6 protein-coding genes and 1 pseudogene are annotated in these 15,012 nt (G+C 61.6%); 5 read left to right on the forward strand and 2 right to left on the reverse strand.

Translation table 11 applies throughout. The features are described from left to right. Positions 1-67 precede the first annotated feature (67 nt). Positions 68-1,871, forward strand: a pseudogene (locus L9B60_RS09280) (acyl-CoA dehydrogenase). Between the two features lie 82 nt (positions 1,872-1,953). On the opposite strand, the gene L9B60_RS09285 reads toward L9B60_RS09280, so the two are convergent. Beyond that, positions 1,954-6,588, reverse strand: a complete 4,635-nt coding sequence (locus tag L9B60_RS09285) for a membrane-targeted effector domain-containing toxin (RefSeq protein WP_249678191.1) — start codon at positions 6,586-6,588, stop codon at positions 1,954-1,956. A 208-nt stretch (positions 6,589-6,796) separates the two neighbouring features. On the opposite strand from L9B60_RS09285, the gene L9B60_RS09290 reads away from it, so the two are divergent. The 4 genes from L9B60_RS09290 (at position 6,797) to trxC (ending at position 14,067) form a co-directional block, all read left to right on the forward strand. After that, the gene (locus L9B60_RS09290) at positions 6,797-8,539 is read left to right on the forward strand and encodes a potassium/proton antiporter (protein ID WP_249678192.1); all 1,743 of its coding nucleotides are present in this window, start codon (positions 6,797-6,799) and stop codon (positions 8,537-8,539) included. A gap of 38 nt (positions 8,540-8,577) precedes the next feature. Next, the gene (gene mscK / locus L9B60_RS09295; protein ID WP_249678193.1) at positions 8,578-11,931 is read left to right on the forward strand and encodes a mechanosensitive channel MscK; all 3,354 of its coding nucleotides are present in this window, start codon (positions 8,578-8,580) and stop codon (positions 11,929-11,931) included. 58 nt (positions 11,932-11,989) lie between these two features. Then, positions 11,990-13,447, forward strand: coding sequence for a protein adenylyltransferase SelO (gene selO, locus L9B60_RS09300; RefSeq protein ID WP_249678194.1), 1,458 nt, complete (start codon positions 11,990-11,992; stop codon positions 13,445-13,447). A 185-nt stretch (positions 13,448-13,632) separates the two neighbouring features. Further along, positions 13,633-14,067 carry a thioredoxin TrxC gene (gene trxC / locus L9B60_RS09305; protein WP_249678195.1) on the forward strand — a complete coding sequence of 145 codons (435 nt, stop codon included), beginning with the start codon at positions 13,633-13,635 and terminating at the stop codon, positions 14,065-14,067. Here trxC and L9B60_RS09310 read toward each other — a convergent pair. Beyond that, complete coding sequence (locus L9B60_RS09310) at positions 14,064-14,840, reverse strand: ParA family protein (RefSeq protein ID WP_249678196.1); 777 nt, start codon at positions 14,838-14,840, stop codon at positions 14,064-14,066. The genes trxC and L9B60_RS09310 overlap by 4 nt on opposite strands. Positions 14,841-15,012 lie beyond the last annotated feature (172 nt).

A 15,012-nucleotide genomic window follows, 5' to 3' on the forward strand; every position in this document is an offset into this window, starting at 1 on the left:
TCAATCTTGGTAGGCACTTGGCGCGCGGGCTTCTAGACTCGGCCCATAACTCAAAAGGTGCCCTGTCATGTCCGAGACCCTGCTCAGCTCCCGCAACCTGGCTTTCGTAACTCTATGAGGTGCTGGACGCCGAAGCCCTGACCCAGCGCGAGCGCTTTGCCGAGCACAGCCGCGAGACGTTCGACGCTGCCATTGGCACGGCGCGCAGCATCGCCGAGAAGTACTTTGCCCCGCACAATCGCAAAAACGATGAGAACGAACCGCGCTATGAGAACGGCGAAGCGATCCTGATTCCCGAGGTCAAACCCGCGGTGGATGCGTTCCTGGAGGCGGGTTTTCTCAACGCCTCGCGCGACTTCGACGCCGGTGGCATGCAGTTGCCGACGCTGCTGTCACAAGCTTGCTTCGCGCACTTCCAGGCGGCCAACGCGGCCTCTACCTCGTACCCTTTCCTGACCATGGGCGCCGCCAACCTGCTGGAAAGTTTTGGCAGCGACGAGCAAAAACAACGCTTCCTGCAACCGATGATCGAAGGGCGCTTCTTCGGCACCATGGCATTGACCGAACCCCATGCAGGTTCCTCGCTATCAGACATTCGCACCCGCGCCGAACCCCAGGACGACGGTACCTATCGCCTCAAGGGCAACAAGATTTTTATTTCCGGTGGCGACCACCCATTGTCGGAAAACATCGTGCACATGGTGTTGGCCAAACTGCCGGGGGCACCGGCCGGGGTGAAAGGCATTTCACTGTTTATCGTGCCCAAGTATCTGGTTAACGACGATGGCAGCCTGGGCCAACGCAACGACGTGTTGCTGGCCGGGTTGTTCCACAAGATGGGCTGGCGCGGCACCACCTCCACGGCGCTTAATTTCGGCGATAAAGGCGAGTGTGTTGGCTATCTGGTCGGCAAACCGCACCATGGCCTGAGCTACATGTTCCAAATGATGAACGAGGCGCGCATTGGCGTCGGCCTGGGCGCAGTGATGCTCGGTTACTCGGGCTACCTGTATTCCCTGGAGTACGCCCGCGAGCGCCCGCAAGGCCGCCTGCCCGACAGCAAGGACCCGACCACCGCGCCGGTGTCGATCATCCAGCATGCCGACGTCAAGCGCATGTTGCTGACCCAAAAAGCTTACGTGGAAGGGGCCTTCGACCTGGCGCTGTACGCGTCGCGCCTGTTCGACGATAGCGTTACCGGCGACACCGAGGACAGTCGCAAACAGGCCCTCGAGTTGCTCGACCTACTGACGCCCATCGTCAAGTCCTGGCCTTCCGAGTTTTGCCTGAAGGCCAACGAACTGGCGATCCAGATCCTCGGGGGCCATGGCTATACGCGCGAATACCCGGTAGAGCAGTACTATCGCGACAACCGCCTGAACCCGATCCACGAAGGCACCCACGGCATCCAATCGCTGGACTTGCTGGGCCGCAAACTGGCGCAAAACTCAGGCGCCGGGCTTAAGCAACTGCTGCGCCTGATTGGCGATACGTGCGAGCGCGCCCAGACACACGATTCGCTGGCGAGCTTGCGCCAACCCCTGCAAGCGCTGGTGGCCCGCCTGCAAAGCGTGACCCTGGGCCTGCTGGCGGACCTGGGCAAGGGCCAAGTGAGCAGCACGCTCGCCAACTCGGCGCTGTACCTGAAGGTGTTTGGGCACACCGTGATCGGCTGGCGCTGGCTGGAACAAGCCATCCGTGCAGAGCAGGGCCTGCAACGCGGCAACCCGGCCGATGAGGCATTTTACCGGGGCAAATTGCAGGCCGCCCGGTACTTCCTGACATGGGAAGTACCGAGTTGCGCCCACGAACTGGCCATACTGGAAGCCCGGGACGACACCTGCCTGAGCATGCAGGACGGCTGGTTCTGACCTTTAGGGGGGAAAAAACCGCGCCGCAGCTCCACCTGGATAAACAGCCAAAGGGTCAGGCGGTAACTGGCTATGCCAGACCTCAGTGCTGGATGTGGGTCAGGTTCTGTTTATCCATCGCTTGGAGCAAGGCTGCCAGTGTCCAGAATTTTTGCCCATGCACTTTGTCCCAACTGGCACGCGACACACCGTAGAAGCCCAGATGCTTGGTAATGGGCGTGCGGTAAGTAGAGCCATCGCGGCTCAGGTGCACTATGGTGCGCTGCGTGCCGGTTTTCTCGATGTAAAACATACCGGCTCGCGTCAACCTCGGGCTGGCCGTGAACTGGCTGAGGCTACTGGCCGCCCCCGGCAACACCGATTCGGAAACCGCCAGGGCCGGCACCTCGACATCCAGTTGCAGATCGGCCTTGACCTGGCCACCTGGGCCCACCCTGCCTGACAGGTACTCGCCCGGATCGGCGATCAATACCGCGGCCTTGCCATGCTCAAGGTTGCCCACACGAATGCCGATGCCCTGGTTTAGCTCGGCAAGACCTGGCACGCCTTGATAGACGTTGGAATGGCTGTTGCCCACCAATGCGACCCACTTATGGGCGCCGCGTGCTTGCTGATGCGCGCTGATGATATGCGTGCCGTAAAAGCTGAACATCCGCTGCCGATGAGCCATCCCGCTGTAGTTCATGCCCTTGAGCCGATAGCTGGCAACGCAGTCCAGGGCCACGACTTCAATCCCGTGCCGGTTGGCTTCTAGCACCACATTTTCAAACGAGTAGGGCTGATTGCGCGGCACTTGATGCCCCTCATCCATGGCCCGCAAGTGCTTCGCCAAACGCGCGGGCATCTGCCCGGTGCTGTGCAAGGATTTCAAATCAATGCCGTCCAGATCGGTCAGTAAATGCTCCAGGTAGAGGGTCTTGACCCCTTGTTCCTTGAGTATCGCCATGTTGTCGATCAGTAGGCGCTTGGGCCCCACGTGTGCGTGGGACTCGCCGATGACCAACCCAGCCGCCTTGCCGTACACCGCCTCGATCAGCGAGCGATGCGAGGCATTGCCAGGCAAGGCGGGCAATTCGACGCGCGGCGGCACAACCTGCCGGGCCAGATAGGCATCAGCGTCTTGCAGCAACAGATCACGCTGGCGGGAAAACGCCGAGACCGCAGCCCAACGCCCATCGGTCGAACTGCCCTGCATGGGCGCGTAACGCACATCCAGCACCCGCGGGCGGTGCTCGGCAACCTGCAGCGTTTCGCGCATCACGTCTCGTTGCCCAGGGTCAATTTCATATTTGAAGGTCTCGGCCTGGGCGTCGACAGCCTCTTCCACGCCACGCCCGCGCCCGCCGCCCTTGCCACCCACGTCGCTATGCCCGACGAACCTGCCATCGGTACCTAGCCGTACCGGCTGTGCATAGCCCTTTTGCTGGGTAGGGCGTAACCGCAAGGTTTGTTCGCCAGGGCGCCGGAACACCTCGAAGGCACGAGAGTCCTGCCAAATGTAAAGCTTGCCATCCTGCTTCCACGTCCCCGCATCCGCCCCGGCCTGAGCCTTGGCCCCCACCAGGGTGACATCGACTTCATAACCCTTGAACGTCTCGACCTTAGAGCCTTTGAGCCTGACATCAATGGGCCGCCGGGAAGTTTTTGCCGCCTGCCGCGCGCCCACCGCACGGCGCACCGAGCGGGCCGCTACCGCACCTGGAACAAAGGTCAACAAGGCGAAACCGAAATTCAACTCAGCCGACGCCATACGCCGCAGCCCCAACGCCACTTCGCCGCGCGTGAAGGCATTGGCGGCTGCCGAGGCATCATTCCAGCCATCGTACAATTGCAACGCCGTGCCGATGCCCGGCAGGTAGCTCAAGCCCGAGAGTAGCAATTGCTTGCCCCCCGTTAGCAACTGCTGGTGAAACGCCTCGCGCACCTGCTCTCGGCTACGTGATACCGCCAGCGCTTCGCCAAGCAAGCGCTGCTTGCGCGCCTGCAACTGGCTCGCCGCCAACGGCCAGATATCGCCCGTCAACGGGACATAACCAAGAAAACCGCTGTAGCCCCGCTGCAGCGCCTGGCGCAGGTAGCTCTCACGCTCAGGTGTAGCGCTGGCCAGGCCACCTTGGCTGGCCAGCCAAGTCAGCAGCAAAGACTCGCCCAGGCGCAGCAACAATTTGGCAATGACGGCCTCACGGCTGGACTGCTGTATGAACACGCCCCCCAGCGGCGCATGAGGCAGATAAAGGAAAAACAACCCGGCTCGGCGCTCCTCGATCAGCACCAGGCTGCTGGGCAGGCCATGTTGCGAGCCGCCCAAACTCAACGTCACGGCCTCGAGCCGCAGGTCGAACGATGGGCTGGTTAACGACGACTGCGTTCGTGCCTGCGAGGCGTGCAACAACGCCTGGTAACCCGTTTCGTTGAGCCGCCCTTGGCGATACTCGGCAAGGGCTTCCAAAGCCAAGGCCGCCTGGTAAGGGGCCAGCAAGACTTGCGAGCGTACGTCACCCGCAAGCTCAGTACGCCCGCCTAAACCGAAGGTTTGCAAGACACTGACGCGGTATTGCGCCGCAACATCCAGCTCGATCACCAGCTTGCGCACGTATTCGCTATTCAAGCCCGGTATGACCAAGGGCTGATCGCTGCTGCGGTCAATAAATTGTGCAAACTGCAAGCGCAGGCTTACCGCCCGATCGATATTCAACAAAGCCAAGTCAACCAGGCTCAAACGTTGCGTGGCCTTGCTCGGTTTGAGAACTTGCGAAGGCACGTTGGGCACGGCTTTGGTTTCGACATGGTCTGGCAATTTCAACAAGACTTGTTCCGGATCGACGTCGCGCTTGAGGTCAGCTTTCAGTCGCGTCGCCAACAACTTGCTGGCAAACAGATGGATCAGTGTCGGCTCACCCTCAAGCATGCGCTCTTGCGCTTGCGCCGCTTGCAGGTAGGTGTCCAGACGTTCGCCATAATCACGACGAACCGACTCGGGCGCCAGCGATAACCAATCGGGGAGTTGTTGCAGTTGCATCTGGGTGCGGCGCTGCTCGGCAATGCGGTTGATCGACAAATCGCGAACATCGTTCACCGGCAGCGTCAGGGCAATGGCAAGGTCGCTGTAGCGACCCGGTACCGTCGCGTCTTGCGCAAGGTAATGATCGATTTGGTTGGCCACGCACCTTTCCAACCAGTCCTCTTCTATCGAGCGCACGACCAGTGGCTGCGCCCCCAGGCCCGGGCCGCGCGCCATGGCTTGGCGCGAGCTTTGCGAGTAGCGCCACCACAACGGGTTGAATGCTGGATCCTGCAGGCTCGCGCTCAAGCAAGCTTGCAGCTGCTCAAGCGACTCGAATTCGCGCAACCCGCCGTCACTGCCCGTCATGTAGAACAAGGCCGCCGAGTGGCTTGTTGGATCCTGCAGCGCCGCCTGGCGCGTGATGATCACGGCACCCGGCAGCGGGTAATGATAGAGCGCAGCGCCCACGGCCACCTCCAGCACCTGCGTTGTACTGGCCTGGCGCTGGGCCGCCGAGGGCTGGCTGATGGCATCGGCCAATAGAGCGAAGGCATCGTCGCTCAGCGAACCCTCGTAAACCTGCAATTGAGCCTCGTGCCCCAACCCAATCCCCGCCAGGGCAACCCACTGACGCAAACGAGACAAACCATTGTCATCCTTGTGCACCCAGTAATCGGCTGGCAGCCCCCCGCCTGGCAGCTCGGCCAGCAACCGTTGGGCCTTCGCCTGGGTCGATTGCAAGGCCGCATGTATTTGCCGGTACCGCTTATGCCCGTAACTGTCCGTGTCCTCGCCGATGTAGCCAAAAATGGCTTCCTGGGCGCTGGCCAAGCGCTCTTCTACGCCTGCGCTGGCGGTATCTGGCCCCAGGCTGGCGAAGGTCATCAAACCTTGCTGGCGGGCTGCATCGGCACGCCGTGCGGCGTTGATGAGCGTGGTGAAGGCCTCGGGCAAACCGCCGCCGAACCGTGCGGCGCGTACCTGTGCCCAAGACGGCAGATAGCCGCTGGCGTGTGCCCGCCGATCATTGCCAATGGCTTCTTCCAGCCCATGCTCCAGAAGCGACGACTTGATTGCGCCAAAGATTGTACTCAAGCCATAGCGGTCGAATTGCTCGGTGCGCCACGGCGCAGGGGCCAAGGCACGAATCAGTTCGCGCCACGCCTCGCCCTGCGTCGACAACACATGCTCGAGCAAGACCTGACCGGCCTGGGCCCGGCTCTCGAATTCAAAGACTTCCTGCTCCAACCCGACCACAACGGCCACGCAAGCCAATGGGGTTTCAATCAGCACGGTACCTGGCAGCATCACGCGGCTGTCATCACTGGCGCGCAGGCCAATGGCGTATAGCGCTGGCTGTTTGCCCTGGGTGGCACTTAGCGCGTCCTCCAACGCCTGCAAGGCCGGCTCGCTGAGCAGCCCCACCACGCTCAGTAACCGCGCCTTGCTGTGCAGATTGACCCGGCGCAATGCAAGCGCGTGCTCTCGACGTGAATGCTGGGTACCCACCGCCAGGTCGGCCCAGTACAAGCGTATGGCCTGCTCCTGTTCCATGGGCGCTTTTGCCATCAGGGCTTGCAAGGCGTGGCCGCTGTCCTCGATTGCTTCCAGCCATTGCCCAAGCGCGTTGAGCCGGGGTGTACGCCATTGCGTATTGCCCACGGCCACTTCCAGCAACGCCCCCAGTTTCCCGCCGTCCATAACGTCTTTCATGATCAGTTGCTCCTTGCCATTAAGAGACTGATCAACCTAAAGAACAGGGGCTGGCACAAGGGCGTAAATAAATAGCCTGGCCATGACCACGCCGGCTTTTTTCCTGCACACGCTTTGACACCCTTGTTGCGACACAGGTTAGAATCGCCTGGCACGCCGCCTGCATGAAGCAGGCCGCCAAGCCTTTCAGTTTTAGGGAGTAACGCCTTTGAATGCGACCACCATCAACAGCCTGTTCTTGATCGGCGCGTTGCTGGTAGGTGCTAGCATCCTGGTCAGTTCACTCTCCTCGCGTTTGGGCATCCCCATTCTGGTCATCATCCTGGCCGTCGGCATGACCGCCGGCGTGGACGGTGGCGGCATCATTTTCGACAACTACCCCACGGCCTATCTGGTGGGTAACCTTGCGCTGGCGGTGATCCTGCTCGACGGCGGGCTGCGCACGCGGGTGGCGAGTTTCCGCGTGGCCCTGTGGCCGGCCTTGTCGCTGGCCACGGTGGGGGTGCTGATCACCACCGGGCTAACCGGCATGATGGCCGCCTGGCTGTTTGACCTGAATATCATCCAGGGCCTGCTGATTGGTGCCATCGTCGGCTCCACTGACGCCGCAGCAGTGTTCTCGCTGCTGGGTGGCAAGGGCCTGAACGAACGGGTGACTGCCAGCCTGGAAATCGAATCGGGCAGCAACGACCCGATGGCCGTGTTCCTGACCGTGACGCTCATCGACATGCTTGCCAGCGGCCAGACCGGCCTGCACTGGAGCCTGCTGGGCCACCTGGTGCGCGAGTTCGGCATCGGCGGCATCATTGGCCTGGGCGGCGGCTGGCTGATGCTGCAATTGGTCAACCGCATCAACCTGGCCACCGGGCTGTACCCGATCTTGGTGGTAGCCGGCGGCCTGGTGGTGTTTGCCCTGACCAACGCCCTGCACGGCAGCGGCTTCCTGGCGGTGTACCTGTGCGGCCTGGTGATGGGCAACAAGCCCATCCGCAGCCGCCACGGTATCCTGCACATGCTCGATGGCATGGCCTGGTTGGCGCAGATCGGCATGTTCCTGGTACTGGGCTTGCTGGTCACCCCCCACGACCTGCTGCCCATCGCGTTGCCCGCCCTGGGCCTGGCGCTGTGGATGATTCTGTTCGCGCGCCCCTTGTCGGTGCTGGTCGGCCTGCTGCCGTTCAAGGCCTTCCACGGCCGTGAAAAAGCCTTTATCTCCTGGGTGGGCCTGCGCGGCGCGGTACCGATCATCCTTGCGGTGTTCCCGCTGATGGCAGGCCTGCCCCACGCCCAACTGTATTTCAACCTGGCGTTCTTTATCGTACTGGTCTCGCTGCTGGTGCAAGGCACCAGCTTGCCGTGGGTCGCCAAGCTGCTGAAAGTGACCGTACCGCCCGACCCTGCACCCATATCCCGCTCGGCCCTGGAAGTGCACATCACCAGTGAATGGGAGATGTTCGTGTACCGCCTTGGCGCCGAAAAATGGTGCATCGGCGCCGCCCTGCGTGAACTGAAAATGCCCGAAGGCACCCGTATCGCCGCGCTGTTTCGTGGCCAGCAACTGCTCCATCCGTCGGGTAGTACAGTGTTGGAGGTCGATGATTTACTCTGCGTCATTGGCCATGAACACAACTTGCCAGCCCTCGGAAAACTGTTCAGCCAGGCGCCGCAGCGCGGTCTGGATTTGCGCTTCTTCGGCGACTTCGTGCTCGAAGGGGACGCAGAACTGGGGCCTGTAGCGGCGTTGTACGGTTTGAAGCTCGACGGCCAGGACCCGAAAATGCCGCTGGGCAAGTTCATAACCCAGAAGGTTGGCGGCGCGCCGATCGTCGGCGACCACGTCGACTGGAACAACACAATCTGGACGGTGGCCGTCATGGAAGGGAACAAGATCCTCAAAGTGGGCGTCAAATTCCCCGAAGGAAGTCGCCCAGGCCCTGGGCTCTTCCTCTAAACTGCCATTCTCTATTCGAGCGTCACGACTTTTTACCTATGCCCACCCTGCGCACTTTTTTTTCCGCAGCCCTGCTAGGGCTGTGCCTGTCGGTTACTGCTGTACACGCTGCCGATCCCCCCACCAAAGACGCGGTGCAGCAAAGCATCGACAAGATCGCTGACCGCAAGCTCAGTGACAGCGACCAGAAAGCCCTGCAGCAGGTGCTTGAGCAAACCCTGGCATACCTGTCCAACCGCGACGACAGCGACCAGAAGCTGGCAGACCTCAAGCGCCAGCTCAACGACGCGCCGCGCCAGACGGCTGAAAACCAACGTGAGCTGGGTCGCCTCAAGGGCGTACACGTAATTGCGGTGGCCCAGCGCTATGCCAACCTGTCGGTGCCCCAGCTCGAACAATTGTTGACCCAGCGCGGCACCGAGCAGGCCGAACAGCAAAAAGCCTTGGCCGACGCCAACACCATGACCATCACTGCACAAACTCGCCCGGAGCGCGCGCAGACCGAAATCAGCAGCAACCAAAATCGTATCCAGCAGATCAACGGCATCCTCAAGACCGGCAAGGACGGCGGCAAAGTCATCTCCGCCGATCAGCGCAACCAGCTGAACGCGGAGCTGGCCTCGATCAACTCGCTGATCACCCTGCGCCGCCAGGAGCTGGCCGGCAATAGCCTGCTGCAAGACCTGGGCAACAGCCAGCATGACCTGCTGCTGGAAAAAACCAGCCGCCTGGACCAGGAAATCCAGGACCTGCAAACGCTGATCAACCAGAAGCGCCTGGCCCAGTCGCAACAGACCGTGACCGAGCAATCCATCGAGGCGCAAAAGGCCGGCGGCAGCAGCCTGCTGGCCACCGAGAGCGCGACCAACGTCAAGCTGTCCGACTACCTGCTCAAGAGTACCGACCGGCTCAACGACCTGACCCAGGAAAACCTCAAGACCAAGCAGCAACTGGACAGCGTGACCCAAAGCGACCAGGCCTTGGACGAGCAGATCAACGTGCTCAAGGGTAGCCTGTTGCTGTCCAAGATCCTCTACAAGCAGAAGCAGGCCCTGCCGCACTTAAAGGTCAACCGCGACCTGGCCGACGAAATCGCCGACATCCGCCTGTACCAGTTCGAGGTCAACCAACAGCGCGAAACCCTGGGCAACCCGGCCGCCTATGTGGACTCATTGCTAGCCGCGCAACCGCCAGAAGACGTGACCCCGCAGTTGCGCAAGAACCTGCTGGACCTGGCCGTGACCCGCAGCGATTTGCTGGAGCGCCTGAACCGCGAGTTGAGTGCATTGCTCAACGAATCGATCACCCTGCAGCTCAACCAAAAGCAACTGCTGACCACCGCCCAGGGCCTGCGCGCCACCCTCGATGAGCAGATGTTCTGGATCCCCAGCAACAAGCCGCTGGATTTCGAATGGCTGCAAGGCGTGCCCAACCACCTGACCAAGCAGGTCACCACCCTGCCCTGGGCCTCCAGCCTGACGGAGCTGGCCGACGGCCTGGTGCAGCGGCCGTTGCTGTTTTTGCCGTTGCTGTTGCTGATTGGCGGCCTGCTGTGGCGGCGCAAGTACCTGTATGCACGGCTGACCAAGGTGCACCAGGACATCGGCCACTTCAAACGTGACAGCCAGTGGCACACGCCCCAGGCCATTTTGGTCAACGTCTTGCTGGCAATGCCGCTGGCCCTGGCGCTGGCGCTGTGCGGTTACGCCCTGCTGATCGACGCCCGCGGGCAGAACGCCAGCCTGGGTTCGGCGATCCTGCAGATCGCCCAGGCCTGGCTGGTGTTCTACACCGCCTACCGGATCCTGGCACCGGGCGGCGTGGCCGAATTGCACTTTCGCTGGGAGAAACCCCAGGTCGAGTTTTTGCGTGGCTGGATCCGCCGGCTGGGCTTCGTGGTACTGGCACTGGTGTCGGTGGTGGCGGTTGCCGAACTGCAACCTTCGGCGCTGGCCGACGACGTACTGGGCATCGGCGTGGTACTGACCTGCTACGCGTTGATGGCCTGGTTGCTCAGCCGCCTGTTGATTAGCAGCCCTGCCCACAAGAATGCCTCGCTGTTCCGCAGAACCGTGGGTATTGTCTTCACTGCGCTGCCGATCGCACTGTTCGTCGCGGTGTGCTTTGGCTACTACTACACCGCTTTGAAACTCACCGACCGGCTGATCGATACCCTGTACCTGCTGATGTTCTGGCTGGTGATCGAAGCCGCCTTCGTGCGCGGCCTGGGCGTGGCAGCACGACGCCTGGCCTACCAGCGCGCCCTGAGCAAACGCCAGGCTGCCAAGGAAAGCGGCGACGGCGAGATCCCGGTCGAAGAGCCGACCCTGGACATCGAGCAGGTCAACCAACAGTCCCTGCGCCTGATTCGCCTGGCGCTGTTGGGCCTGTTCATCGGCTGCCTGTACTGGGTGTGGTCGGACCTGATCAGCGTGTTCGCCTACCTGGACAACATCACCCTGTACGAGTACACCAGCGGCACCGGCGCCAGCATAAGCATGGTGCCGATCAGCCTGGGCGACCTGCTGGGCGCATTGGTGATCATCGGCATCACCTTTGCGCTGGCCGGCAACTTGCCCGGCCTGCTGGAGGTGTTGGTGCTGTCGCGACTGAACCTGGCACAGGGCAGCGCCTACGCGACTACCACGCTGCTGTCCTACGTGATTGCCGGCGTCGGCTTCGTCTCCACGCTGTCGACCCTGGGGGTCAGCTGGGACAAGCTGCAATGGCTGGTGGCCGCGCTTTCCGTGGGCCTGGGTTTCGGCATGCAGGAGATCTTCGCCAACTTCATCTCCGGCATCATGATCCTGTTCGAACGCCCGGTGCGCATCGGCGACACCATCACCATCGGCAGCCTGTCGGGGACGGTCAGCAAAATCCGCATACGTGCCACCACCATCACCGACTTCGACCGCAAGGACATCATTGTCCCGAACAAAACGTTCATTACCGGGCAACTGATCAACTGGTCGCTGACCGATACCATCACCCGGGTCACGTTGAAGCTGGGCGTGGACTACGGCTCGGACCTGGACCTGGTCAAGTCGCTGCTGCTCAAGGGCGCCCAGGAAAACCCCCGCGTGCTCAAAGAGCCGGGCCCCAGCGTGTACTTCCTGAACTTTGGCGAAAGTACCCTGGACCACGAGTTGCGCATGCACGTGCGCGACCTGGGTGACCGCAACCCGGTGCTCGACGAAATGAACCGCTACATCAACCGCGAGTTCAAGGCCCACCACATCAACATTTCGTTCCGGCAAATGGAGGTGTACCTGAAAAACACCCAAGGTCAGGAATTCAAATTGGTACCGATGGAAAAGGTCGACCCGGCCCTGTTGCCAAGCCCTCCCGCCGCCAAGCAGATGCCAGAACCGCCCGACACTCATCTGGACTGACTGGACTCACAGGGGCCAACCCCAGCAGAATGCTCGGACATTCTGCTGGAGATGGCCGTTGAAAGCCCTCGACGAACTGACCTTCGACAACCGCTTTGCCCGCCTGGGCGACGCGTTCTCAACTTCGGTGCTGCCCGACCCCATCGAGGCGCCACGCCTGGTGGTGGCCAGCGAAGCCGCCATGCGCCTGCTCGACCTGGAACCCACCGAAGCCTATTCGCCGGTATTCGCCGAGCTGTTCAGTGGCCACAAGCTTTGGGGCGAGGCCGAGCCGCGGGCGATGGTGTATTCCGGCCACCAGTTCGGCCACTACAACCCCCGCCTGGGGGACGGCCGCGGGCTGCTGCTGGGCGAGGTGTACACCGACGCCGGCGAACACTGGGACCTGCACCTCAAGGGCGCCGGGCAAACGCCCTGGTCACGTGGGGCGGACGGCCGCGCCGTACTGCGCTCCTCGATCCGCGAATTCCTTGCCTCAGAAGCACTTTATGCCTTGGGCATCCCCAGCAGCCGCGCGCTGTGCGTGATCGGCTCGGACACCCCGGTGTGGCGCGAGAAACAAGAACGCGCGGCGATGCTGTTGCGCCTGGCACCGAGCCACGTGCGCTTTGGCCACTTCGAGTACTTCTACTACACCAAGCAACCGGAGCTGGCCAAGCAACTGGGCGAACACGTGCTGGCCATGCACTTCCCCGAGTGCCTGGAGCAACCCGAGCCGTACCTGGCCATGTACCGCCAGATCGTCGAACGCAACGCCCAATTGATCGCCAAATGGCAGGCCTACGGTTTTTGCCATGGCGTGATGAACACCGACAACATGTCGATCCTGGGTATTACCTTCGACTTCGGCCCGTTCGCCTTCCTCGACGACTTCGACGCCAATTTCATCTGCAACCATTCTGACCACGAAGGCCGCTACAGCTTCAGCAATCAGGTGCCCATCGCCCACTGGAACCTCAGCGCACTGGCCCAGGCCCTGACGCCGTTCATCAGCGTCGAGGCGTTGCGCGAAACCCTGGGGCTGTTCCTGCCCTTGTACGAGGCTCACTACGCAGACCTGATGCGCCGCAGGCTCGGCTTCACCACGGCTGAAGATGATGACAAGCAACTGCTGGAGCGCCTGTTCGCGCTGATGCAAAACAGCGCCGTGGACTACAACCTGTTCTTCCGCCGTTTGGGTGATGAAGCCGCCGAGGCCGCCGTGTTGAAGTTGCGCGACGACTTCATCGACCGCGATGCCTTTGACGCCTGGGCCACTGCCTACCTGGCACGCCTGAACCGCGAACCGGCCAGCAGCGACCGCACCGCGCGCATGCACGCGGTGAACCCTTTGTACGTGCTGCGCAATTACTTGGCGCAAAAAGCCATTGATGCAGCCGAGGACGGGGATTACGAGGAGGTTAGGCGCTTGCACAGGGTACTGACCCGGCCGTTCGAGGCGCAGGCGGGTATGGAGGCTTACGCGCAACGGCCACCGGAGTGGGGCAAGCATTTGGAGATCAGCTGTTCTTCTTGAGGGCTGGCGACAGGCACCGTGCTCCTGAGTAGGGAGCCATAGTCAGAGGTTTCCGACCTATTTTCCATACCGTCCCTACTTAGAGCACAGAGCTGACCCCTTACCAAGGACCCGGAGGCCGGCACCCTTGATTATTGCGCCCAAGAGCTCCAAATAAGCCACATCCCCCTTGATCGGAACCCACCATGCCCACCCCACTGGTAATCCCCTGCCCCCACTGCAACGGCCTCAACCGCATCCCTGCCGAGCGCGTGGGCGACCAACCCAAGTGCGGGCGCTGCAAGGCGTCGGTCATTCTCGACAAACCGTTCGAGTTGACCCAGGGCGACTACGCCAGCCAGATCAAGGGCGACCTGCCGTTGCTGGTAGACGTGTGGGCGGACTGGTGTGGGCCGTGCAAGTCATTTGCACCGATATTCGAGCAGGCGGCGGGGCAGTTGAGTGGTCGCTGCCGGTTGGCCAAGTTGGACAGCGAGGCCAATCAGCAACTGTCGGCGCAGTTGGGGATTCGCTCCATTCCCAGCCTGATCCTGTTCAAGAATGGCCGGGAAGTCGCACGCCAGAGCGGCGCGTTTCCGCTCCCGCAATTGTTGGCGTGGTTACGCACCCAGGGCATTTAAGCCGCGTTGTTTTCCAGCAACGCATGCAGCTCCACAAACTGCTGCGTCAGCTTGTGCCGCGGGTCCAGGAAGATCAGCGGCATGCTTGCCTGGTGCGACTCGCGCATGCGCACCGAGCTATTCAAATACACCGGTAACACCGGCAAGCCCTCGGCGATCAGTTCATCAAGGATCTGCTGCGGCAAGCTGGCGCGCGGCTGGAACTGGTTGACCACGATGCCTTCCACTTCCAGGCCTTCGTTGTGGTCATCGCGCAGTTCGGCGATCTCATTGATCAACCCGTACAACGCCTGGCGCGAAAAACTGTCGCAGTCGAAGGGGATCAGCACCCGGTCGGCGGCGATCAGTGCCGATACCGCGTAAAAATTTAACGCCGGCGGTGTGTCGAGGTAGATACGGTCGTAATCCTCCGACAGCTCGTCGAGCAATTTACGCAGTTTGTTGATCTTATGCTTGGCCTCAAGCTTGGGCTGCAGGTCGGCCAGTTCCGCCGTGGCGGTGACCACGTGCAGGTTGTCGAACGGCGTCTCGTAGATGTCCACCGTGTTCTTTTTGGCAAACGGCCCGGAAGACAGTGTCTGCTTGAAGAAATCGGCAATGCCCATGGGGATGTCGTCACCCGTGAGGCCCGTGAGGTATTGGGTGGAGTTGGCCTGTGCATCCAGGTCGATCAACAGCGTCCGGTAACCCTCCTGCGCACTTACCGCCGCCAGATTACAGGCAATGCTCGACTTGCCTACGCCGCCTTTCTGATTGAACACCACGCGCCGCATGAAAAGACCTCCGTGTACATAGGAATGCCCGAGTGTAGTGGCCGTGGGGGCGGATTAGCCAGCACCGTTGAGAGGACGGGGCCTACTTAGTTTTCAGAAATGAGCTCGCTGCGGCCATCGTGGCCTTAAAGCTACAGGCGAAAGATGAATAAGATCGAACACTTCCTGTGCG

The sequence above is a fragment of the Pseudomonas abieticivorans genome, assembly GCF_023509015.1.
GTDB lineage: Bacteria > Pseudomonadota > Gammaproteobacteria > Pseudomonadales > Pseudomonadaceae > Aquipseudomonas > Aquipseudomonas abieticivorans.

Bases quoted from the DNA above. Each gene is read 5' to 3' on its own strand.
- trxC (WP_249678195.1), top strand. From the start codon at position 13,633: ATGCCCACCCCACTGGTAATCCCCTGCCCCCACTGCAACGGCCTCAAC.
- L9B60_RS09285 (WP_249678191.1), bottom strand. From the start codon at position 6,588: ATGAAAGACGTTATGGACGGCGGGAAACTGGGGGCGTTGCTGGAAGTG.
- L9B60_RS09310 (WP_249678196.1), bottom strand. From the start codon at position 14,840: ATGCGGCGCGTGGTGTTCAATCAGAAAGGCGGCGTAGGCAAGTCGAGC.
- mscK (WP_249678193.1), top strand. From the start codon at position 8,578: ATGCCCACCCTGCGCACTTTTTTTTCCGCAGCCCTGCTAGGGCTGTGC.